Source organism: Enterobacter sp. 301B (assembly GCF_003850715.1).
Lineage (GTDB): Bacteria > Pseudomonadota > Gammaproteobacteria > Enterobacterales > Enterobacteriaceae > Enterobacter > Enterobacter intestinihominis.
Genome location: NZ_PQTC01000012.1, coordinates 58,811 through 80,998 on the forward strand (window position 1 = coordinate 58,811; position 22,188 = coordinate 80,998).

At 57.8% G+C, this 22,188-nt stretch carries 19 protein-coding genes; 16 read left to right on the forward strand and 3 right to left on the reverse strand.

The features are described 5' to 3' along the window. Positions 1 to 72: 72 nt before the first annotated feature. From ugpB to ugpQ, 5 genes are all read left to right on the forward strand, one after another. A complete protein-coding gene (ugpB, locus tag C3451_RS14500; protein WP_045622185.1) occupies positions 73 to 1,389 on the forward strand; it encodes a sn-glycerol-3-phosphate ABC transporter substrate-binding protein UgpB in 1,317 nt (438 codons plus the stop codon). Positions 1,390 to 1,491: 102 nt separating this feature from the next. Next, the gene (gene ugpA / locus C3451_RS14505; protein ID WP_045622184.1) at positions 1,492 to 2,379 is read left to right on the forward strand and encodes a sn-glycerol-3-phosphate ABC transporter permease UgpA; all 888 of its coding nucleotides are present in this window, start codon (positions 1,492 to 1,494) and stop codon (positions 2,377 to 2,379) included. After that, positions 2,376 to 3,221, forward strand: coding sequence for a sn-glycerol-3-phosphate ABC transporter permease UgpE (gene ugpE / locus C3451_RS14510; RefSeq protein ID WP_022649657.1), 846 nt, complete (start codon positions 2,376 to 2,378; stop codon positions 3,219 to 3,221). The genes ugpA and ugpE overlap by 4 nt, the downstream gene beginning before the upstream one ends. Before the next feature lies 1 nt (position 3,222). After that, a complete protein-coding gene (locus C3451_RS14515; RefSeq protein WP_022649656.1) occupies positions 3,223 to 4,293 on the forward strand; it encodes a sn-glycerol-3-phosphate import ATP-binding protein UgpC in 1,071 nt (356 codons plus the stop codon). Next, complete coding sequence (gene ugpQ, locus C3451_RS14520) at positions 4,290 to 5,030, forward strand: glycerophosphodiester phosphodiesterase (RefSeq protein WP_045622182.1); 741 nt, start codon at positions 4,290 to 4,292, stop codon at positions 5,028 to 5,030. The genes C3451_RS14515 and ugpQ overlap by 4 nt, the downstream gene beginning before the upstream one ends. Here the strand turns inward: ugpQ and C3451_RS14525 are convergent. Next, positions 5,020 to 5,391 (reverse strand): DUF2756 family protein, encoded by a 372-nt coding sequence (locus C3451_RS14525; protein WP_023298798.1) that lies wholly within the window; start codon positions 5,389 to 5,391, stop codon positions 5,020 to 5,022. The genes ugpQ and C3451_RS14525 overlap by 11 nt on opposite strands. 122 nt (positions 5,392 to 5,513) lie before the next feature. Between C3451_RS14525 and ggt the strand changes: the two genes are divergently transcribed. Beyond that, positions 5,514 to 7,259, forward strand: coding sequence for a gamma-glutamyltransferase (gene ggt, locus C3451_RS14530; protein WP_192894888.1), 1,746 nt, complete (start codon positions 5,514 to 5,516; stop codon positions 7,257 to 7,259). Positions 7,260 to 7,359: 100 nt separating this feature from the next. Here the strand turns inward: ggt and yhhY are convergent, their stop codons facing one another. After that, the gene (gene yhhY / locus C3451_RS14535; RefSeq protein WP_038416861.1) at positions 7,360 to 7,848 is read right to left on the reverse strand and encodes an N-acetyltransferase; all 489 of its coding nucleotides are present in this window, start codon (positions 7,846 to 7,848) and stop codon (positions 7,360 to 7,362) included. A gap of 257 nt (positions 7,849 to 8,105) precedes the next feature. On the opposite strand from yhhY, the gene C3451_RS14540 reads away from it, so the two are divergent. The 5 genes from C3451_RS14540 to gntU all read left to right on the forward strand — a co-directional run bounded on the left by C3451_RS14540 (position 8,106) and on the right by gntU (position 13,047). Further along, positions 8,106 to 9,143, forward strand: a complete 1,038-nt coding sequence (locus C3451_RS14540) for an oxidoreductase (protein WP_045622180.1) — start codon at positions 8,106 to 8,108, stop codon at positions 9,141 to 9,143. Between the two features lie 123 nt (positions 9,144 to 9,266). Continuing rightward, positions 9,267 to 9,962 carry a pirin family protein gene (locus C3451_RS14545; protein ID WP_003861565.1) on the forward strand — a complete coding sequence of 232 codons (696 nt, stop codon included), beginning with the start codon at positions 9,267 to 9,269 and terminating at the stop codon, positions 9,960 to 9,962. A 91-nt stretch (positions 9,963 to 10,053) separates the two neighbouring features. Continuing rightward, positions 10,054 to 11,049: a gluconate operon transcriptional repressor GntR gene (gntR, locus tag C3451_RS14550; RefSeq protein ID WP_003861567.1), complete on the forward strand. Its 996-nt coding sequence runs from the start codon at positions 10,054 to 10,056 to the stop codon at positions 11,047 to 11,049. 126 nt (positions 11,050 to 11,175) lie between these two features. After that, positions 11,176 to 11,703 (forward strand): gluconokinase, encoded by a 528-nt coding sequence (gene gntK, locus C3451_RS14555; protein WP_003861569.1) that lies wholly within the window; start codon positions 11,176 to 11,178, stop codon positions 11,701 to 11,703. A gap of 3 nt (positions 11,704 to 11,706) precedes the next feature. Beyond that, complete coding sequence (gntU, locus tag C3451_RS14560) at positions 11,707 to 13,047, forward strand: gluconate transporter (RefSeq protein WP_017693851.1); 1,341 nt, start codon at positions 11,707 to 11,709, stop codon at positions 13,045 to 13,047. A 105-nt stretch (positions 13,048 to 13,152) separates the two neighbouring features. Here the strand turns inward: gntU and C3451_RS14565 are convergent, their stop codons facing one another. Then, positions 13,153 to 13,746, reverse strand: coding sequence for a YhgN family NAAT transporter (locus tag C3451_RS14565; RefSeq protein ID WP_063139279.1), 594 nt, complete (start codon positions 13,744 to 13,746; stop codon positions 13,153 to 13,155). Positions 13,747 to 13,924: 178 nt separating this feature from the next. Between C3451_RS14565 and asd the strand changes: the two genes are divergently transcribed. The 5 genes from asd to glgA all read left to right on the forward strand — a co-directional run bounded on the left by asd (position 13,925) and on the right by glgA (position 22,170). Then, positions 13,925 to 15,028 (forward strand): aspartate-semialdehyde dehydrogenase, encoded by a 1,104-nt coding sequence (asd, locus tag C3451_RS14570; RefSeq protein WP_045622178.1) that lies wholly within the window; start codon positions 13,925 to 13,927, stop codon positions 15,026 to 15,028. Between the two features lie 239 nt (positions 15,029 to 15,267). Then, complete coding sequence (gene glgB / locus C3451_RS14575) at positions 15,268 to 17,454, forward strand: 1,4-alpha-glucan branching enzyme (protein ID WP_023298793.1); 2,187 nt, start codon at positions 15,268 to 15,270, stop codon at positions 17,452 to 17,454. Next, positions 17,451 to 19,424, forward strand: a complete 1,974-nt coding sequence (gene glgX / locus C3451_RS14580) for a glycogen debranching protein GlgX (protein ID WP_023307124.1) — start codon at positions 17,451 to 17,453, stop codon at positions 19,422 to 19,424. Before glgB ends, glgX begins: the two co-directional genes overlap by 4 nt. 17 nt (positions 19,425 to 19,441) lie before the next feature. Beyond that, on the forward strand, positions 19,442 to 20,737 hold the full coding sequence (gene glgC / locus C3451_RS14585; protein ID WP_003861582.1) for a glucose-1-phosphate adenylyltransferase: 1,296 nt from the start codon (positions 19,442 to 19,444) through the stop codon (positions 20,735 to 20,737). After that, complete coding sequence (gene glgA / locus C3451_RS14590; protein WP_022649646.1) at positions 20,737 to 22,170, forward strand: glycogen synthase GlgA; 1,434 nt, start codon at positions 20,737 to 20,739, stop codon at positions 22,168 to 22,170. Before glgC ends, glgA begins: the two co-directional genes overlap by 1 nt. Positions 22,171 to 22,188 lie beyond the last annotated feature (18 nt).

A 22,188-nucleotide genomic window follows, 5' to 3' on the forward strand; every position in this document is an offset into this window, starting at 1 on the left:
CGAGCATGTCATGTTACCTCGCGAGCACAAAACGCGTGATATCGCGCATCCGGCATAATAAGAGAGATGACAATGACATCGTTACGACACACAGCTTTGGGTCTGGCAATCGGTCTGGCTTTTGCGACGAACGCAATGGCTGTGACCACCATTCCGTTCTGGCATTCTATGGAAGGGGAGTTGGGTAAAGAGGTTGACTCCCTGGCGCAACGTTTCAACGACACCCACCCGGATTACAAAATTGTGCCGGTGTACAAAGGCAACTACGAGCAGAGCCTGAGCGCGGGCATCGCCGCCTTCCGTACCGGGAATGCGCCAGCCCTGTTACAGGTTTATGAAGTCGGCACCGCGACCATGATGGCCTCCAAAGCCATCAAGCCGGTCTATGAAGTGTTCAAAGACGCGGGCATCAACTTTGACGAATCCCAGTTTGTGCCGACCGTCTCCGGTTACTACACCGATTCCAAAACCGGCCACCTGCTGTCTCAGCCGTTTAACAGCTCCACGCCGGTGCTGTACTACAACAAAGATGCCTTCAAAAAAGCCGGTTTAGATCCGGAACAGCCGCCAAAAACCTGGCAGGATCTGGCGGAGTACACCGCGAAGCTGAAAGCGGCGGGGATGAAGTGCGGCTACGCCAGCGGCTGGCAGGGCTGGATCCAGATTGAAAACTTCAGCGCCTGGCACGGCCTGCCGGTTGCCACCAAAAACAACGGCTTCGATGGCACCGACGCGGTTCTGGAATTTAACAAGCCGGAGCAGGTGAAGCACATCGCGCTGCTGGCCGATCTGAACAAGAAGGGCGACTTCAGCTATTTCGGGCGCAAAGACGAATCCACCGAGAAGTTCTACAACGGTGACTGCGCCATTACTACCGCGTCTTCCGGTTCGCTGGCGGACATCCGTCACTACGCCAAATTCAACTACGGCGTGGGCATGATGCCGTACGACGCTGATGTAAAAGGCGCGCCGCAGAACGCCATCATCGGCGGGGCGAGCCTGTGGGTGATGCAGGGTAAAGACAACGGCACCTACAAAGGCGTGGCCGAGTTCCTCGACTTCCTGGCGAAGCCGGAAAACGCCGCCGAGTGGCACCAGAAGACCGGCTACCTGCCGATCACCAAAGCCGCGTACGACCTGACCCGGGAGCAGGGCTTCTACAGCAAGAACCCGGGCGCGGACATCGCGACGCGTCAGATGCTGAACAAGCCGCCGTTGCCGTTCACCAAAGGCCTGCGTCTGGGCAACATGCCGCAGATCCGCACCATCGTTGATGAAGAGCTGGAAAGCGTCTGGACCGGGAAGAAAACCCCACAGCAGGCGCTTGACGCTGCGGTAGAGCGCGGGAATCAGCTGCTGCGCCGTTTTGAGCAGTCGACCAAATCGTAAAAAAATGCCCGGTGGCGCTGCGCTTACCGGGCCTACGACGTACCACATGTAGGCCGGGTAAGGCGTAGCCGCCACCCGGCATTGTTCAGGAACCTAATCTCAATGTCCTCATCCCGTCCGGTGTTCCGTTCCCGCTGGCTGCCGTACCTGCTGGTTGCGCCGCAGCTGGTCATCACCGTTATCTTCTTTATCTGGCCTGCGGGCGAAGCGCTGTGGTACTCGGTACAAAGCGTCGATCCGTTCGGGCTTTCCAGCCAGTTTGTCGGGCTGGACAACTTTACCGCGCTGTTCCATGACAGCTACTACCTGGACTCCTTCTGGACGACGATCAAATTCAGCGCGCTGGTCACCGTCAGCGGTCTTGTCGCGTCGCTGTTCTTCGCCGCGCTGGTGGATTACGTAGTGCGCGGCAGCCGTCTGTATCAGACCCTGATGCTGCTGCCTTACGCTGTGGCTCCCGGCGTGGCCGCCGTGCTGTGGATCTTCCTGTTTAACCCGGGGCGCGGGCTGATTACCCATTTCCTGGGCGAGTTTGGCTACGACTGGAACCACGCCCAGAACAGCGGTCAGGCCATGTTCCTGGTGGTGTTCGCCTCGGTGTGGAAGCAGATCAGCTATAACTTCCTGTTTTTCTTCGCCGCGCTACAGTCTATCCCGCGTTCGCTGGTGGAGGCCGCCGCGATTGACGGCGCAGGGCCAGTGCGCCGCTTCTTCCGGCTGTCGCTGCCGCTGATTGCCCCGGTGAGTTTCTTCCTGCTGGTGGTCAACCTGGTGTACGCCTTCTTCGACACCTTCCCGGTGATCGACGCCGCCACTGCGGGCGGTCCGGTACAGGCGACGACCACGCTGATTTATAAAATTTACCGCGAAGGCTTTGCCGGGCTTGATCTCTCTGCCTCTGCCGCCCAGTCCGTGGTGCTGATGTTCCTCGTCATCATCCTGACGGTGGTGCAGTTCCGCTATGTTGAAAGTAAGGTGCGCTACCAATGATTGAGAACCGTCGCGGGCTGACGATTTTCAGCCATACCCTGCTGATCCTGGGCATCCTCGTCATCCTGTTTCCACTGTACGTGGCCTTCGTCGCCGCCACGCTGGACACCAAAGCGGTGTTCGACACGCCGATGACGCTCGTCCCCGGCGGGCATCTTTTCGAGAACATGAAAACTATCTGGACCCAGGGCGTGGGGGCCAACAGCGCGCCGTTCTGGCTGATGATGCTCAACAGTTTCATCATGGCGTTCGGCATCACCATCGGCAAAATCACGGTGTCGATGCTTTCGGCGTTTGCCATCGTCTGGTTCCGCTTTCCGCTGCGTAACCTGTTTTTCTGGATGATTTTTATCACTCTGATGCTGCCGGTGGAGGTGCGTATCTTCCCGACGGTGGAGGTGATCGCCAACCTGAAGATGCTCGACAGCTACGCGGGCTTAACCCTGCCGCTGATGGCTTCGGCGACCGCCACCTTCCTGTTCCGCCAGTTCTTTATGACCCTGCCGGATGAGCTGATTGAAGCCGCGCGTATTGACGGCGCCTCGCCGATGCGCTTCTTCCGCGACATCGTGCTGCCGCTGTCGAAAACCAACCTTGCGGCGCTGTTTGTGATCACCTTTATCTACGGCTGGAACCAGTACCTGTGGCCGCTGCTGATCGTTCAGGACGTCAACCTCGGCACCGCCGTGGCGGGCATCAAAGGCATGATCGCCACCGGCGAAGGCACCACCCTCTGGAACCAGGTGATGGCGGCGATGCTGCTCACCCTTATCCCCCCGGTCGTTATCGTTTTAGCCATGCAGCGTGCGTTTGTGCGTGGTTTAGTGGACAGTGAGAAATAAGATGGCAGGTTTAAAATTACAGGCAGTAACCAAAAGCTGGGACGGCAAAACCCAGGTCATTCAGCCGCTGACGCTAGACGTAGCGGACGGGGAATTTATCGTCATGGTCGGCCCGTCCGGCTGTGGGAAATCCACGCTGCTGCGCATGGTGGCGGGGCTGGAACGCGTGACGTCCGGGGATATCTGGATTGACCGCCAGCGCGTTACCGAGATGGAACCCAAAGATCGCGGCATCGCGATGGTGTTCCAGAACTACGCCCTCTATCCGCACATGAGCGTGGAAGAGAACATGGCCTGGGGGCTGAAAATTCGCGGCATGGGCAAAGGCCATATCGAGGAGCGCGTGAAAGAAGCCGCGCGCATTCTGGAGCTTGACGGCCTGCTCAAGCGTCGCCCGCGTGAGCTTTCCGGCGGCCAGCGTCAGCGCGTGGCGATGGGGCGCGCCATCGTGCGCGACCCGGCGGTCTTTCTGTTCGACGAACCGCTGTCAAACCTCGACGCCAAGCTGCGCGTGCAGATGCGCCTTGAGCTACAGCAGCTGCATCGCCGCCTTAAAACCACGTCCCTCTACGTGACCCACGATCAGGTAGAGGCCATGACTCTCGCCCAGCGCGTGATGGTGATGAACAAAGGCATCGCCGAGCAGATTGGCACCCCGGTGGAAGTCTACGAAAAACCGGCCAGCCGTTTTGTGGCGAGTTTTATCGGCAGCCCGGCGATGAACCTGCTGGACGGGCGGATCAATGCTGCAGGAACCCATTTTGAGCTGGAAAGCGGGATGGCGTTGCCGATCAACTGGTACTATCGTGGCTACGCCGGGCGTAAGATGACGCTCGGTATCCGCCCGGAGCATATTGGTTTGACGTCTCAGGCGGACGGCGGCGTGCCGCTGGTGATGGACACGCTGGAGATGCTGGGCGCAGACAACCTGGCGCACGGACGCTGGGGCGAACAAAAGCTGGTGGTGCGCCTGCCGCATCAGGAGCGCCCGAAGGCAGGCAGCACGCTGTGGCTGCATATGCCGGAAAATCACCTGCACTTATTTGACGGTGAAACAGGACAACGAGTATGAGCAACTGGCCTTACCCCCATATTGTCGCCCACCGTGGCGGCGGTAAACTGGCGCCGGAAAACACCCTGGCGGCAATTGACGCTGGCGCGCGCTACGGCCACACGATGATCGAGTTCGATGCCAAGCTGTCGAAGGACGGCGAAATTTTCCTGCTGCATGACGACAACCTCGAACGCACCAGCAACGGCTGGGGCGTGGCGGGCGAACTGCCGTGGCGCGATCTGCTGAAGGTGGACGCCGGAAGCTGGTTCAGCGGGGAATTCAAAGGCGAGCCATTGCCGCTGCTGGCGGAAGTGGCGGACCGCTGCCGACAGCACGGCATGATGGCCAACATCGAAATCAAACCGACCACCGGCACCGGGCCACTGACGGGCAAAGTCATCGCGCTGGCCGCGCGTGAGCTGTGGGAAGGGATGACGGTACCGCTGCTGTCGTCGTTTGACATCGACGCGCTGGAAGCGGCACAGGCGGCCGTACCAGAGCTGCCGCGCGGGCTGCTGCTGGATGAGTGGCGAGAAGACTGGCGCGCGCTGACTGCCCGCTTAGGTTGCGTGTCGATCCACCTCAACCATAAGCTGCTGGATGAAGCGCGCGTGACGCTGTTGAAAGAGGCCGGTCTGCATATCCTGGTCTACACCGTCAACAAACCCCAGCGTGCAGCCGAGCTGCTGCGCTGGGGCGTGGACAGCATCTGTACCGATGCGATTGACCAGATCGGGTCGAACTTTATTTATTAAGCATACTGCCGTTCTGCTGGGTCGGCAGCATATGCTGCTGACCGCTGCTTTGCGACACCCCGCCCCCTAACATCCCACCGTTTGAGTTTGACAGCGGCTGCTCGCGCATCTGGCCCTGCTGCACGCGCTGGGTATTAGCGTTCATCTGGTTTTGCAGGTGCTGCTGCTGCACCTGGGTCTGCGTCTTTAACTGCTGATTAAGCATCCCTTTCTGCTGCTGTTGCTGGCTCATCATCTCCGTCTGCATACGCTGCTGGCTCGGAATGACATAGCCCTGCTGGTTCGGGTTGTTCAGCGTGTTTATCGGCTGTGCGAGCGCGGCGAACGGAAGCAGCGCGATCAGGATCGGTAATCGTTTCATGGTTATCTCCTCCTTTGAGGCTTCTCTTAAGTTTATCCTGATTCCGGCATAACGATGATTTTTTAAGAGTTGTGAACCAGGCTTAAGCGGGGAATATAGGCCCCTTCACCTGGAGAACAATAATGATGAAACCAACCTTTTTGCGCTGGGTCGCCATCGCTGCGCTGATGGCAGGCGGCACATTTACCGTGGCGGCCAACCCGCCCGCCGCTCCTCCGGTCTCTTACGGCGTGGAGGAGGATGTTTTTCATCCCGTGCGGGCGACGCACGGCATGGTGGCCTCGGTTGACGCGCTTGCAACTCAGGTGGGCGTCGATATTCTTAAACAGGGCGGTAACGCGGTGGATGCGGCGGTCGCGGTCGGGTATGCACTGGCGGTAACGCATCCACAGGCGGGGAACCTGGGCGGCGGCGGGTTTATGATGCTGCGCACGAAAGACGGTAAAACTACGGCCATCGACTTCCGTGAGATGGCACCGAATCAGGCCTCCCGCGATATGTTCCTCGACGATCAGGGCAATCCGGACAGTAAAAAATCCCTGACCTCGCACCTTGCCTCTGGCACGCCGGGCCCCGTTGCGGGGTTCTCGCTGGCGCTGGAAAAATACGGCACGCTGCCGCTGAATAAAGTGGTGCAGCCTGCCATCAGGCTGGCGCGCGACGGCTTCGGCGTCAACGACGCGCTGGCGGACGACCTCAAAACCTACGGCAGCGAAGTTATTCCCAATCATGAGAACAGCAAGGCTATCTTCTGGAAAGACGGCGAGCCGCTGAAAAAGGGCGATAAGCTGGTGCAGAAGAACCTCGCAAAAAGTCTCGAACTGATTGCCGAAAACGGTCCGGACGCCTTCTATAAGGGGCCGATTGCCGATCAGATTGCCGATGAGATGCAGAAGAACGGCGGGCTGATCACCAAAGCGGATCTGGCGGAATATAAGGCGGTGGAGCGCGAGCCGATTAGCGGCACCTATCGCGGCTACGAGGTCTTCTCCATGCCGCCGCCGTCCTCCGGGGGCATTCACATCGTGCAGATCCTCAATATTCTGGAAAACTTCGATATGCACAAGTTCGGCTTCGGTAGTGCCGATGCCATGCAGGTGATGGCGGAGGCAGAAAAGCGCGCCTACGCGGACCGCTCGGAATATCTTGGCGATCCGGATTTCGTGAAGGTACCGTGGCAGGCGCTGACTAACAAAGCCTATGCCAAATCGATTGCCGATGAGATCGACATCAACAAGGCTAAACCGTCCAGCGAGATCCGCCCGGGCAAGCTGGCGCCGTATGAAAGTAACCAGACCACCCACTTCTCGGTCGTGGACAAAGACGGAAACGCGGTGGCGGTGACATACACGCTCAACACCACCTTCGGCACCGGGATTGTGGCGGGCAACAGCGGTATTTTGCTGAACAACGAGATGGATGACTTCTCGGCCAAGCCGGGCGTGCCGAACGTCTACGGGCTGGTCGGCGGCGATGCAAATGCGGTCGGGCCGAAGAAGCGCCCGCTGTCGTCCATGTCGCCCACCATCGTGGTGAAAGACGGCAAAACCTGGCTGGTGACCGGCAGCCCGGGCGGGAGCCGCATTATCACCACCGTGTTGCAAATGGTAGTGAACAGCATCGACTTTGGGATGAACGTCGCCGAAGCGACCAATGCGCCGCGTTTCCATCACCAGTGGCTGCCGGACGAGTTGCGCGTGGAGAAGGGCTTTAGCCCGGATACCCTCAAGCTGCTTGAGCAGCGCGGGCAGAAGGTGGCGGTGAAGGAGGCGATGGGCAGCACCCAGAGCATTATGGTCGGGCCGGACGGGGCCCTGTTTGGCGCGTCGGATCCGCGGTCGGTGGATGATTTAACGGCGGGGTATTGAGGGCTCCCCTCACCCTAACCCTCTCCCCATAGGGGAGAGGGGATTGCACGGTGCGGTCTTTTCTCCCTCGCCCCTTCCGGGAGAGGGTCGGGGTGAGGGGTTACTTCATACGCGCCATATAATACGCATCCACGTACTCGCCGTTGCGCAGGGCGTAGCGCCTGCCGGTGCCTTCAATCTCAAACCCGTGCTTTTTGTACACCGCGATTGCCGGTGCGTTATCGACAAACACCGTTAACTCGATGCGGTCGACGCGCAGCCAGTTATCGCACATATCAATCATGGTGCGTATCAGCGCGCTGGCGATGCCCCGGTTTTGCCACTGCGCACCCACACAAATTCCAAAATCGGCAACGTGGCTGCGGCGCGGACGCTGGGCTACGGCAATGCACAGATGCCCGGCGACGATATCATCAATACAGGCGACAAGCTGCTTGATACCGGGCTGATCGGTTAGCCGGTCATGCCACATCTGCTCTGAGGGATGAGGAACCTGTAGCGTGTTGTGGTACACCTCCGGCTGGGCGTGGATCTGACGAATGGCGTCGTAATCTTTCGGTTCAGCGTGGCGTATCACTATCTCACTCATTCCTTGTTCCTCAGTCAGTTAAAAGTCCCTTCCAACATCAGTGACTTTAAAAGTTGAGTCAATCGCTATTTTTTGCAAAAAGTGTTGGACAAGTGCGAATGAGAATGATTATTATTGCTCTGCATTCAGGAAGACCTCCTACGGGAACCTGAAAGCACGACATTGCTCACATTGCTTCCAGTATTACTTTAGCCAGCTTCTCGCTGGCTTTTTTTTTGTTATGGTTAGACTCAGTAACCTTCCAAAAGGACTGAGCCATGACACTACATTGTGCATTTATTGGATTTGGCAAAAGCACCACGCGTTACCACCTTCCGTATGTTCTTAACCGAAAAGAGACCTGGCACGTGGCCCATATCTATCGCCGCCGCGCGAAGCCAGAAGAGCAGTCTCCGCAGTATTCCCATATTCATTTCACCAGCGATCTTGATGAAGTGTTAAATGATCCGCAGGTGAAGCTGGTGGTGGTCTGTACCCACGCCGACAGCCACTTTGACTACGCGAAACGCGCGCTGGAAGCGGGTAAAAACGTGCTGGTGGAAAAACCGTTCACCCCGACCATCGCCGAAGCGAAGGAACTCTTTGCGCTGGCGAAAAGCAAAGGCCTGACCGTCACGCCGTACCAGAACCGTCGCTTTGACAGCTGCTTCCTGACGGCAAAAAAGGCAATCGAAAGCGGCAAGCTCGGCGAGATCGTTGAAATCGAAAGCCACTTCGATTACTACCGCCCTGTGGCAGAAACCAAACCCGGCCTGCCGCAGGACGGTTCGTTCTACGGTCTGGGCGTACACACCATGGACCAGATCATCTCCCTGTTTGGCCGCCCGGACCACGTGGCGTACGACATCCGCAGCCTGCGCAATAAGGCCAATCCGGACGATACCTTCGAAGCACAGCTGTTCTACGGCGATCTCAAAGCCATCGTCAAAACCAGTCATCTGGTGAAAATCGACTACCCGAAATTTATCGTTCACGGCAAGAAAGGCTCCTTTATCAAGTACGGTATTGACCAGCAGGAGACCAGCCTGAAGGCCAACATCATGCCGGGCGAACCGGGCTTTGCGGCAGATGATTCCATGGGCGTGCTGGAGTACGTGAACGACGAGGGCCTGACGGTCAGGGAAGAGCTGAAGCCGGAAACGGGCGATTATGGACGCGTCTACGATGCGCTGTATGAAACCCTCTCCAGCGGCACGCCGAATTACGTCAAGGAATCTGACGTTCTGACGAACCTGGAAATCCTTGAAAGGGCATTCGAACAGGCTTCCCCTGCCACGGTAACCCTCGCCAGATAAGCAAAAATGGCTCCTTTGTGCTTGTTCTAAATTTTTGAACAGAGGAGTCAATTTTCACCCTCTATGATCCCTGAGCGTTTGCGTCCACACTTACTCCATCGAAACGAACTGAGGGTGAAAACAATGATCTACTTACGCAAAGCAAACGAACGTGGTCACGCGAATCATGGCTGGCTGGACTCATGGCATTCATTCTCGTTTGCCGACTACTACGACCCGAACTTCATGGGCTTCTCCGCGCTGCGCGTCATTAACGACGACGTGATTGATGCAGGCCAGGGCTTCGGTACCCACCCGCACAAGGACATGGAAATCCTGACCTATGTGCTGGAAGGGGCGGTTGAGCACCAGGACAGCATGGGCAATAAAGAGCAGGTTCCGGCGGGCGAGTTCCAGATTATGAGCGCGGGGACCGGGGTGCGTCACTCTGAGTACAACCCGAGCAAAACGGAAAAACTGCACCTGTATCAAATCTGGATCATTCCAGAAGAGACCGGCATCACGCCACGCTACGAACAGCGCCGCTTCGATGCGAAACAGGGTAAACAGCTGGTGCTCTCCCCGGATGCGCGTGAAGGTTCCCTGAAAGTGCATCAGGATATGGAGCTGTACCGCTGGGCGCTGGCGAAAGATGAACAGTCTGTGCACCAGATCGCCGCCAACCGCCGCGTGTGGATCCAGGTGGTGAAAGGCGAGGTGTCCATCAACGGCACCAAAGCCACCACCGCCGATGGCCTGGCAGTCTGGGATGAGCAGGCGCTCTCCGTGCATGCCGACAGCGAAAGTGAAATTCTGCTGTTTGATCTGCCGCCGGTCTAAATAATTTCTCAACCTTCCCTTTAAACGGGGAAGGTTGAGCTTTGTCCGTGATAAACTGAGCAAATCTCTCACTTCAAGATTTCTCAGGACGATGAAAAAGAAACGCCCCGTACTTCAGGATGTCGCCGATCGCGTCGGTGTGACCAAAATGACGGTCAGCCGTTTTTTACGTAACCCGGAGCAGGTTTCCGTGGCGTTGCGTGGCAAGATTGCCGCCGCCCTTGATGAACTGGGTTATATCCCCAACCGCGCGCCCGATATTCTCTCCAATGCGACCAGCCGTGCGGTGGGCGTCCTGCTTCCTTCCTTAACCAACCAGGTTTTCGCTGAAGTGCTGCGTGGCATCGAAAGCGTGACCGATGCCTTTGGTTATCAGACCATGCTCGCCCACTATGGGTACAAGCCGGAACTGGAAGAGGAACGTCTTGAATCGATGCTTTCCTGGAACATTGACGGCCTGATTTTAACGGAACGTACTCACACCCCGCGCACGCTGAAAATGATTGAAGTGGCAGGCATTCCGGTGGTGGAGCTGATGGACAGCCAGTCGCCGTGCCTCGACATCGCCGTGGGGTTCGATAACTTTGAAGCGGCGCGTCAGATGACGGCGGCGATCATCGCCCGCGGTCATCGCCATGTGGCCTATCTGGGTGCGCGTCTGGATGAACGTACTATCATCAAACAGAAGGGATACGAGCAGGCGATGCTCGACGCCGGTTTAACCCCGTACAGCGTGATGGTGGAGCAATCTTCCTCTTATACGTCGGGTATTGAGCTGATGCGTCAGGCGCGACGCGAGTATCCGCAACTGGACGGTATTTTCTGTACCAACGATGACCTTGCGGTCGGCGCCGCGTTTGAGTGTCAGCGCCTGGGTTTAAAAATCCCGGATGATATGGCGATTGCCGGCTTCCACGGCCACGATATTGGCCAGGTGATGGAGCCGCGTCTGGCAAGCGTCCTGACCCCGCGTGAACGCATGGGCCGCATTGGTGCAGAACGCCTGCTGGCGCGCATTCGTGGTGAGGCAGTTACCCCTAAAATGTTAGATTTAGGTTTCACCTTGTCACCGGGTGGATCTATTTAATCCGACAAATTTGAAGTAGCTCACACTTATTCACTTCGCGCACGTTTGGATATTGCTTCTCTTATGCCCCGGCAGGACAATGTTACCGATAACTGTTACCCGTAACAATTGACTGAGGGACACCCTTTGAGCACGACTAATCACGATCACCACGTTTACGTCCTGATGGGCGTGTCCGGTAGCGGTAAATCTGCCGTGGCGAGCGAAGTGGCGCATCAACTCCAGGCTGCGTTTCTTGATGGTGACTTCCTCCATCCGCGCAGCAACATCATGAAAATGGCTTCCGGCGAGCCGCTGAATGACGACGACCGCAAACCCTGGTTGCAGGCGCTGAATGATGCCGCGTTCGCGATGCAGCGCACCAATAAAGTCTCCCTGATAGTCTGTTCCGCGCTGAAAAAAACCTATCGCGACCTGCTGCGCGATGGCAACCCGAACCTCTCTTTCATCTACCTGAAAGGCGATTTCGGGGTAATTGAAAGTCGCCTGAAGGCGCGTAAAGGCCACTTCTTCAAAACCCAGATGCTGGTAACGCAGTTCGAAGCGTTGCAGGAGCCTGGGGCTGACGAACAGGATGTCTTAGTGGTTGATATCGATCAGCCGCTGGAAGGTGTTGTTGCCAGCACCATCGAGGTTATTAATAAAAGGCAGTAAGTTTTGAGTACATTAACGCTAGTTTTGACAGCAGTGGGTTCCGTATTGCTGCTGCTGTTTTTAGTGATGAAGGCACGTATGCACGCCTTCGTTGCTTTGATGGTGGTTTCTATTGGTGCCGGTCTCTTTTCCGGAATGCCGCTCGACAAAATTGCGGCGACGATGGAAAAAGGGATGGGCGGCACGCTCGGCTTCCTGGCCATCGTAGTCGCGCTCGGCGCGATGTTTGGCAAGATTTTGCACGAGACGGGCGCGGTCGATCAGATTGCCGTCAAGATGCTGAAATCCTTCGGACACAGCCGTGCGCACTACGCGATTGGTCTGGCTGGTCTGATTTGCGCGCTGCCGCTGTTCTTTGAAGTGGCGGTGGTGCTGCTGATTAGCGTGGCGTTCTCCATGGCACGCCATACCGGTACCAACCTCGTGAAGCTGGTCATTCCGCTGTTTGCGGGCGTGGCGGCGGCGGCGGCGTTTCTGCTGCCGGGGCCTGCGCCGATGCTGCTGGCCTCCCAGATGCATGCTGACTTTGGCTGGATGATCCTGATTGGCCTGTGTGCGGCGATCCCGGGGATGATTATCGCCGGTCCGCTGTGGGGCAACTTCATTAGCCGTTACGTTGAGCTGCACATTCCGGATGACATCTCCGAGCCGCACCTGGGCGAGGGCAAAATGCCGTCCTTCGGCTTCAGTCTGTCACTGATCCTGCTGCCGCTGGTGCTGGTGGGCCTGAAAACCATCGCCGCGCGTTTTGTACCGGTGGGGTCAACCGCTTACGAATGGTTCGAATTTATTGGCCATCCATTCACTGCGATCCTGGTGGCGTGTCTGGTGGCAATTTACGGCCTGGCGATGCGTCAGGGCATGCCAAAAGATCGCGTGATGGAGATATGCGGTGCCGCGCTACAACCGGCGGGGATTATTCTGCTGGTGATCGGGGCGGGCGGCGTGTTCAAGCAGGTGCTGGTGGATTCCGGCGTTGGCCCGGCGCTGGGCGAAGCGCTGACCGGAATGGGCCTGCCGATTGCGGTCACCTGCTTCGTGCTGGCCGCGGCGGTGCGTATCATTCAGGGCTCCGCGACCGTGGCGTGCTTAACCGCGGTGGGGCTGGTGATGCCGGTGATTGAACAGCTGAACTACTCCGGCGCGCAGATGGCGGCGCTCTCTATCTGTATCGCGGGCGGTTCGATTGTGGTTTCTCACGTGAACGACGCAGGCTTCTGGCTGTTCGGTAAATTTACCGGCGCAACCGAAGCGCAAACCCTGAAAACCTGGACGCTGATGGAAACCATCCTCGGCACGACGGGTGCGGTTGTCGGGATGATTGCGTTTACGCTGCTGAGCTAACGAGACCGTATTTTGTCGGGTGGCGGCTTCGCCTTACCCGACCTACAAAAAAATCAGGTCCCGTAGGCCGGGTAAGCGTAAGCGCCACCCGGCTTTTTTACATCTTCACCCTTTCATCCATGCCCGGATCCCATCCAGGAACATCTGCGTCGCCATCATCACCAGAATCAGCCCCATCAGGCGCTCGAGGGCGTTCACCCCTTTCTCGCCCAGCAGGCGCAGGAACAGCGATGACTGCAACAGGATAATAAATGTCCCGCCCCAGGCGATCAGCAGGGCAATGACCAGGTGGCTCATCTGATTCGGATACTGATGCGACAACAGCATCAGCGTTGCCAGAATCGTTGGCCCGGCGACCAGCGGAATCGCCAGCGGCACGATAAACGGTTCTTCACCCGCAGGCAGGCCGCTGCTGCTGCCTTCCGCGCTCGGGAAAATCATCTTTATGGCAATCAGGAACAAAATGATCCCGCCGGAAATGGAGACCGTTTCGGCACGTAAGTTCAGGAAAGCGAGGATTTTTTCACCGGCGAACAGGAAGATAAACATCACCAGCAGGGCGATGAGCAGCTCGCGGATCATGATCGCCCGACGGCGCTTCTGCTCGGTGTGCTTCAGCACCGACATGAAGATCGGCAGATTACCGAGCGGATCCATAATCAGGATCAATAAAACCGCTGCGGAAATGATTTCACTCATCTTAAATTATCCCTGATACTTATTGTGGTCATTGCGATGATTAGCACTTTTTCTGATTGCCGGGCAATCATCGATTAATTTCGCTTGCGACTTTGGCAGCATTTTGTAATGTGAAGCATATCCCAGTTCAATACTGGCTTGCACAATCAGCACACACCCCTTGCAGGAAAAAAATGCTATGAAAAACGTTGGTTTTATCGGCTGGCGCGGTATGGTCGGCTCTGTACTCATGCAACGCATGGTTGAAGAGCGCGATTTCGACGCCATCCGCCCGGTCTTCTTCTCCACTTCCCAGCTCGGCCAGGCTGCACCGTCCTTTGGTGGTACCACAGGCACGTTGCAGGATGCTTACGATCTGGAAGCGCTGAAGGCACTCGACATTATTGTGACCTGCCAGGGCGGCGATTATACCAACGAAATTTATCCGAAGCTGCGTGAAAGCGGCTGGCAGGGCTACTGGATTGACGCGGCCTCTTCGCTGCGTATGAAAGACGATGCCATCATCATTCTCGACCCGGTTAACCAGGATGTCATTACCGACGGCCTGAACAACGGCGTGAAAACCTTTGTTGGCGGTAACTGCACCGTCAGCCTGATGCTGATGTCCCTCGGCGGCCTGTTCGCACAGGATCTGGTGGAGTGGGTCTCCGTAGCGACCTACCAGGCGGCGTCCGGCGGCGGCGCGCGACATATGCGCGAGCTGCTGACCCAGATGGGCCAGCTGCACCATAGCGTCGCGACCGAGCTGGCAAACCCGGCGTCCGCGATCCTTGATATCGAGCGTAAAGTCACTCAGCTCACCCGCAGTGGCGAATTGCCGGTGGATAACTTTGGCGTACCGCTGGCCGGCGGCCTGATCCCGTGGATCGACAAACAGCTGGATAACGGCCAGACCCGCGAAGAGTGGAAGGGCCAGGCTGAGACCAACAAAATCCTCGCCACCGCGAACACCATTCCGGTTGACGGTCTGTGCGTGCGTATCGGCGCGCTGCGCTGCCACAGCCAGGCTTTCACCATTAAACTGAAAAAAGATGTGTCTATTCCGACCGTGGAAGAGCTGCTGGCCGCGCACAACCCGTGGGCGAAAGTGGTGCCAAACGATCGCGATATCACCATGCGCGAACTGACCCCGGCAGCCGTCACCGGCACGCTGACCACCCCGGTTGGCCGCCTGCGCAAGCTGAACATGGGGCCGGAGTACCTCTCCGCGTTCACCGTTGGCGACCAGCTTCTATGGGGTGCCGCCGAGCCGCTGCGCCGCATGCTGCGCCAGCTGGCGTAATAATTTGTTAAACACCGGGGGTGAATGTCACCCCCTTTTTTTGCGTACTACATGGAGTAAAACGCAGATGTCTTATTTTTTATCAGGAGGGCCCACGACGTTGGCTATGCTTTAAGGAAGATTTATTTCTCACCTGAGGGTAGGGCGGAGCAGAGAGGATTAACTGCACCGTTTAGGTCACATTAAAAGTCGTCCCGGAGCGCGTAAAAAGGGCGACATAAAAAAACAGGATGAATACCATGTCCGATCGTATTTCGAGAGACGTGATTAATGCGCTTATTGCGGGTCACTTTGCCGACCCCTTTTCTGTGCTAGGGATGCACCGTACAGAGGCCGGACTGGAAGTTCGGGCGCTGTTACCGGATGCAACAGAAGTGTGGGTTATCGAACCCAAAACCGGCCGCAAGGTGGGTAATCTGGAATGCCTCGACTCGCGTGGCTTCTTCTCGGGCGTCATGCCCCGCCGTAAAAATCCTTTTCGTTATCAGCTTGCCGTTATCTGGCACGGTCAGCAAAACCTGATTGATGATCCCTATAGCTTCGGCCCGCTCTTAAAAGAGATGGACGCCTGGCTGCTGTCCGAAGGGACCCATTTACGCCCCTACGAAACGCTGGGTGCCCATGCGGATACCATGGACGGTATCACCGGCACGCGCTTTGCCGTATGGGCGCCAAACGCCCAGCGCGTCTCCGTCGTCGGGCAGTTCAACTACTGGGACGGTCGTCGTCACCCCATGCGCCTGCGCCGGGAAACCGGCATCTGGGAGCTGTTTATCCCCGGCGCGCACAACGGTCAGCTCTACAAATTCGAGATGATCGATGCCAACGGCAAGCTGCGTATTAAATCCGACCCGTACGCCTTTGAGGCCGAACTGCGCCCGAATACCGCCTCGCTGATTTGCGGCCTGCCGGAGAAGGTTGTCCAGAGCGAGGAGCGCAAGCAGGCCAACCGCTTTGATGCGCCGATCTCCGTCTATGAAGTGCATCTCGGCTCCTGGCGTCGCCACACCGATAACAACTTCTGGCTGAGCTATCGCGAGCTGGCGGACCAGCTGGTGCCGTACGCCAAATGGATGGGCTTTACCCATCTGGAGCTGCTGCCAATCAACGAACACCCGTTCGACGGTAGCTGGGGCTATCAGCCGACCGGGCTATATGCGCCTACGCGCCGCTTCGGCACGCGCGATGACTTCCGCTATTTCATTGATGCCGCGCACGCCGCCGGACTGAACGTGATCCTCGACTGGGTGCCGGGCCACTTCCCGTCGGATGATTTTGCGCTGGCAGAGTTTGACGGTACGAAGTTGTACGAGCACAGCGATCCGCGCGAAGGCTATCACCAGGACTGGAACACGCTGATCTACAACTACGGTCGCCGTGAAGTGTCAAACTACCTGGTCGGGAACGCGCTGTACTGGATCGAACGTTTCGGCATTGATGCCCTGCGCGTCGATGCAGTGGCGTCGATGATCTACCGCGACTACAGCCGCAAAGAGGGTGAGTGGATCCCAAACGAGTATGGCGGGCGTGAAAACCTCGAAGCGATTGAGTTTCTGCGCAACACCAACCGCATTATCGGCGAGCAGGTGGAAGGCGCTGTGACCATGGCTGAAGAGTCAACCGACTTCCCGGGCGTTTCCCGTCCACCGGCAATGGGCGGCCTGGGCTTCTGGTACAAGTGGAACCTCGGCTGGATGCACGACACGCTCGACTACATGAAGCTTGACCCGGTTTATCGTCAGTATCACCACGATAAGCTCACCTTCGGGCTGCTCTACAACTACACCGAAAACTTCATGCTGCCGCTGTCGCACGATGAAGTGGTACACGGCAAGAAATCCGTTCTCGACCGCATGCCGGGGGACGCGTGGCAGAAGTTTGCCAACCTGCGCGCCTATTACGGCTGGATGTTCGCCTTCCCGGGCAAAAAGCTGCTGTTTATGGGCAACGAATTTGCGCAAGGGCGCGAATGGAACCACGACACCAGCCTTGACTGGCATCTGCTGGAAGGCGCGGACAACTGGCACCACGGCGTGCAGCGTCTGGTTCGCGACCTGAACCTGACCTATCGCCACCACAAAGCGCTGCACGAGCTGGACTTCGATCCGTACGGCTTTGAGTGGCTGGTGGTGGACGACCACGAGCGCTCGGTGTTTGTCTTTGTGCGCCGCGACAAGGCGGGTAACGAGATCATTGTCGCCAGCAACTTCACGCCGATACCGCGCGAACACTACCGCTTCGGCATAAACCAGCCGGGCAAATGGCGCGAAATCCTTAACACCGACTCCATGCACTACCACGGCAGCAACGCCGGTAACGGTGGCCTGGTACAGAGCGACGCCATCGAAAGCCACGGTCGTCCGAACTCCCTTGGCCTGACGCTGCCGCCGCTGAGCACAATCTGGCTGGTGCGGGAGGGAGAATGACGCAGCTCTCGGCAGGTAAACCCGAACCGCTCGGGGCGAGTTTTGACGGAAAGGGGGTGAACTTTACGCTCTTTTCTGCCCATGCTGAGCGGGTGGAACTCTGTGTGTTTGACGGGGAAGGTAACGAACACCGTTACGATTTACCGGCGCGCACGGGGGATACCTGGCATGGCTACCTGCCCGGAGGACGGCCGGGGATGCACTACGGTTTTCGCGTACACGGCCCCTGGGAGCCCTCTCAGGGGCACTGGTTTAACCCGGCGAAGCTGCTGATTGACCCATGTGCGCACCGCGTGGACGGCGAGTTTAAAGACGATCCGCTGTTCCACGTTGGCTACGGCGAACCAGACCACCGCGACAGCGCACCCGTCGCGCCCAAAAGCGTGGTGGTGCACGATCTCTACGACTGGGAAGACGATGCCCCGCCGCGCACGCCGTGGGGCAACACCGTTATTTATGAAGCCCACGTCAAAGGGCTGACGTATCTGCATCCGTCAATCCCCAAAGAGATGCGCGGCACCTACAAAGCGCTTGGGCATCCGACGATGGTCGCGTACCTGAAGCACTTAGGGATCACCGCCCTGGAGCTGTTGCCCGTGGCGCATTTTGCCAGCGAGCCGCGGCTGCAGCGTCTTGGGTTAAGCAACTACTGGGGCTACAACCCGCTGGCGATGTTCGCCCTCGACCCGCGCTACGCGGTGCATCCGGAGAAGGCGCGGGATGAGTTTCGCGATGCGGTGAAGGCGCTTCACGCGGCGGGTATCGAGGTCATTCTGGACGTGGTGTTGAACCACAGTGCAGAAAGCGATCTTGATGGCCCGACGCTCTCACAGCGCGGAATCGATAACCGTAGCTATTATTGGATCAGGGACGACGGCGATTACGAGAACTGGACCGGGTGCGGTAACACCCTCAACCTCAGTCATCCGGCCGTTACGCATTACGCATACGCGTGCCTGAAATACTGGGTTGAGACGTTCCACGTGGACGGTTTTCGTTTCGACCTGGCGCCGGTAATGGGGCGCACCCCGGCGTTCAGCCAGCAGGCGCCGCTGTTTGAGGCCATCAAAAACTGTCCGGTGCTTTCAAAGGTGAAGCTGATTGCGGAGCCCTGGGACATCGGCGAGGGCGGCTATCAGGTGGGGAACTTCCCGCCGCTGTTTGCCGAGTGGAACGACCACTTCCGCGATGCCGTCCGCCGCTTCTGGCTGACGCGCGATCTGTCGCTGGGGGAGTTTGCCGGTCGCTTTGCCGGCTCCAGCGATCTCTTTAAGCGTGACGGCAAACGTCCGTCGGCCACCATTAATCTGGTGACGGCGCACGACGGTTTTACGCTGCGCGACTGCGTTTGTTTCAATCAGAAACACAATGAGGCAAACGGCGAAGAGAATCGCGATGGGACTAACAACAACCATAGCTTTAACCATGGTATAGAAGGGTTAGGCGGAAGTCTGGATGTGATCGAGCGGCGACGCGCCAGCGTTCATGCGCTGCTGACGACGCTTTTGTTGTCGCAGGGCACGCCGATGCTGCTGGCGGGCGATGAGCACGGTCACAGCCAGCACGGCAACAACAACGCCTATTGCCAGGACAACACCCTGACCTGGCTCAACTGGGAAGAAGCGAACAGCGGGTTGACCCATTTCACCGCGGCGCTGATCCATCTTCGCCAGCACATCCCCGCGCTCACCGCCGACTGCTGGTGGGAAGAGGGCGACGGCAACGTTCGCTGGCTGAATAAAGACGCGCAACCGTTAAGCGCGCAAGAGTGGCAACACGGCATACCCTGTCTGCAAATCCTGCTTTCGGATGCGTGGCTGGTGACGCTGAACGCGACGGATGACGTCGCAGAGATTGTTTTACCTGACGGGGAATGGCGAGCCATTCCTCCCTTTGCCGGAGCGGATAATCCGGTTGTTATGGCTGTCTGGCACGGGCCTGCGCACGGAGTGTGCGTATTCCAAAGATGATAAAAAAGGAGTTAGTCATGGTTAGATTAGAGAAGAACGATCCGTTAATGTTGGCGCGCCAGCTACCATTAAAAACAGTTGCCCTGATCCTCGCGGGCGGGCGTGGTACCCGTCTGAAAGATTTGACCATCAAGCGCGCCAAACCGGCCGTTCACTTTGGTGGTAAGTTCCGTATTATCGATTTTGCACTCTCCAACTGCCTGAACTCAGGCATTCGCCGTATTGGCGTCATTACCCAGTATCAGTCGCACACGCTGGTGCAGCACATTCAGCGCGGCTGGTCATTCTTCAGCGAAGAGATGAACGAGTTTGTCGATCTGCTCCCGGCGCAGCAGCGCGTTCACGGGGAGAACTGGTACCGCGGCACGGCGGATGCCGTGACCCAGAACCTCGACATCATTCGCCGCTACAACGCGGAATACATCGTTATCCTCGCCGGGGACCACATCTACAAGCAAGATTACTCCCACATGCTGATCGACCACGTCGAAAAAGGTGCGCGCTGCACCGTGGCGTGTCTGCCGGTGCCTGTTGCAGAAGCAACCGCGTTTGGCGTGATGCATGTAGATGGCGATGACAAGATTATCGACTTTGTCGAAAAACCGGCGAATCCGCCAACCATGCCGGGAGACGACACCAAATCGCTCGCCAGCATGGGGATCTATGTCTTTGATGCCGATTATCTTTATGAGCTGCTGGAAGAAGACGACAAAGACGAAAACTCCAGCCACGACTTCGGTAAAGACATCATCCCGAAAATTACCAAAGCTGGCATGGCGTATGCACATCCTTTCCCATTGTCCTGCGTGCAGTCCGATCCAAATGCGGAACCTTACTGGCGCGACGTCGGCACGCTGGAAGCCTACTGGAAAGCCAACCTCGATTTGGCATCTGTGACGCCTGAACTGGATATGTACGACCAGAACTGGCCGATTCGCACCCATATGGAATCGCTGCCGCCGGCGAAGTTCGTCCAGGATCGCTCCGGCAGCCACGGTATGACGCTGAACTCGCTGGTCTCTGGCGGGTGCATTATCTCCGGTTCGGTGGTGGTGCAGTCCGTGCTGTTCCCGCGCGTGCGTATAAACTCATTCTGTAATATCGATTCGGCAGTCCTGCTGCCGGATGTCTGGGTAGGGCGCTCATGTCGTCTGCGTCGCTGCGTTATCGACCGTGCCTGCGTCATTCCCGAAGGGATGGTGATTGGGGAAAACGCGGAAGAAGATGCACGTCGTTTCTACCGATCGGAAGAGGGGATCGTGTTAGTAACACGGGAAATGTTGCGGAAGCTGCAAATCAAACAGGAGCGATGATGCAGGTTTTACACGTATGTTCTGAGATGTTCCCGTTGTTAAAAACGGGCGGACTGGCGGATGTTCTTGGTGCATTACCGGCGGCGCAAATTGCCGGAGGGGTGGATACCCGCGTGTTGTTACCCGCTTTTCCGGATATCCGGCGTGGTATTCCCGATGCGAAGGTTGTTACCCGCCGCGAGACCTTCGCGGGACGTATCACCCTGCTGTTTGGACATTACAATGGCGTAGGGATTTACCTGATTGATGCGCCGCATTTATACGACCGACCCGGCAGCCCGTATCACGATACCAACCTGTACGCCTATACCGATAACGTGCTGCGCTTTGCCCTGCTCGGCTGGGTGGGGGCGGAGATGGCCGTCGGGCTGGATCCGTTCTGGCGTCCGAACGTGGTGCACGCGCACGACTGGCATGCGGGGCTGGCTCCTGCGTATCTGGCGGCGAAAGGACACCCGGCGAAATCGGTGTTTACGGTGCACAACCTGGCGTATCAGGGCATGTATTACGCGCATCATATGAATGACATCGATCTGCCATGGTCGTTCTTTAACATGCACGGACTGGAGTTTAACGGACAGATTTCGTTCCTGAAGGCCGGTCTGTACTACGCCGACCACATCACGGCGGTCAGCCCAACCTACGCGCGGGAAATTACCCAGCCGGAGTTCGGTTACGGTATGGAAGGGCTACTGCAACAGCGCCACCGTGAAGGTCGTCTGTCGGGCATTCTGAACGGCGTGGATGAACAGATCTGGAATCCGGAAACGGACCTCCTGCTGGCAGCGCGCTATGGTCGCGACTCCGTGGAGGACAAAGCGGAGAACAAGCGTCAGCTACAGATTGCGATGGGGCTGAAGGTCAACGACAAGGTACCGCTGTTTGCGGTGGTCAGCCGCCTGACCAGCCAGAAAGGGCTGGATCTGGTGCTGGAAGCGCTGCCGGGATTACTGGAGCAGGGTGGGCAGCTTGCGCTGCTCGGCGCGGGCGACCCGGTATTGCAGGAAGGTTTCCTCGCGGCCGCGGCGGAACATCCGGGGCAGGTGGGCGTGCAGATTGGCTATCACGAAGCGTTCTCGCACCGCATCATGGGCGGCGCAGACGTGATTCTGGTGCCGAGCCGTTTCGAGCCCTGCGGCCTGACGCAGCTCTATGGTCTGAAATACGGCACGCTGCCGCTGGTACGCCGCACGGGCGGGCTGGCGGATACGGTGTCTGACAGCTCCCTGGAAAACCTGGCGGATGGTATCGCCAGCGGGTTTGTTTTCGAGGACAGTAATGCCTGGTCGCTGCTTCGGGCGATCCGGCGTGCTTTCGTCTTGTGGTCCCGTCCATCCCTGTGGCGTTACGTACAACGTCAGGCGATGTCCATGGACTTTGGCTGGCACGTTGCGGCGCAGTCCTACCGCGACCTTTATCAACGCTTGATGTAACGAGGCGAAGTTACTGAT

Excerpts from the sequence above, each read along its gene's own strand:
- ugpB (WP_045622185.1), top strand. The coding sequence starts at position 73 with ATGACATCGTTACGACACACAGCTTTGGGTCTGGCAATCGGTCTGGCT.
- ugpA (WP_045622184.1), top strand. The coding sequence starts at position 1,492 with ATGTCCTCATCCCGTCCGGTGTTCCGTTCCCGCTGGCTGCCGTACCTG.
- ugpE (WP_022649657.1), top strand. The coding sequence starts at position 2,376 with ATGATTGAGAACCGTCGCGGGCTGACGATTTTCAGCCATACCCTGCTG.
- C3451_RS14515 (WP_022649656.1), top strand. The coding sequence starts at position 3,223 with ATGGCAGGTTTAAAATTACAGGCAGTAACCAAAAGCTGGGACGGCAAA.
- ugpQ (WP_045622182.1), top strand. The coding sequence starts at position 4,290 with ATGAGCAACTGGCCTTACCCCCATATTGTCGCCCACCGTGGCGGCGGT.
- C3451_RS14525 (WP_023298798.1), bottom strand. The coding sequence starts at position 5,391 with ATGAAACGATTACCGATCCTGATCGCGCTGCTTCCGTTCGCCGCGCTC.
- ggt (WP_192894888.1), top strand. The coding sequence starts at position 5,514 with ATGATGAAACCAACCTTTTTGCGCTGGGTCGCCATCGCTGCGCTGATG.
- yhhY (WP_038416861.1), bottom strand. The coding sequence starts at position 7,848 with ATGAGTGAGATAGTGATACGCCACGCTGAACCGAAAGATTACGACGCC.
- C3451_RS14540 (WP_045622180.1), top strand. The coding sequence starts at position 8,106 with ATGACACTACATTGTGCATTTATTGGATTTGGCAAAAGCACCACGCGT.
- C3451_RS14545 (WP_003861565.1), top strand. The coding sequence starts at position 9,267 with ATGATCTACTTACGCAAAGCAAACGAACGTGGTCACGCGAATCATGGC.
- gntR (WP_003861567.1), top strand. The coding sequence starts at position 10,054 with ATGAAAAAGAAACGCCCCGTACTTCAGGATGTCGCCGATCGCGTCGGT.
- C3451_RS14565 (WP_063139279.1), bottom strand. The coding sequence starts at position 13,746 with ATGAGTGAAATCATTTCCGCAGCGGTTTTATTGATCCTGATTATGGAT.
- asd (WP_045622178.1), top strand. The coding sequence starts at position 13,925 with ATGAAAAACGTTGGTTTTATCGGCTGGCGCGGTATGGTCGGCTCTGTA.
- glgB (WP_023298793.1), top strand. The coding sequence starts at position 15,268 with ATGTCCGATCGTATTTCGAGAGACGTGATTAATGCGCTTATTGCGGGT.
- glgX (WP_023307124.1), top strand. The coding sequence starts at position 17,451 with ATGACGCAGCTCTCGGCAGGTAAACCCGAACCGCTCGGGGCGAGTTTT.
- glgC (WP_003861582.1), top strand. The coding sequence starts at position 19,442 with ATGGTTAGATTAGAGAAGAACGATCCGTTAATGTTGGCGCGCCAGCTA.
- glgA (WP_022649646.1), top strand. The coding sequence starts at position 20,737 with ATGCAGGTTTTACACGTATGTTCTGAGATGTTCCCGTTGTTAAAAACG.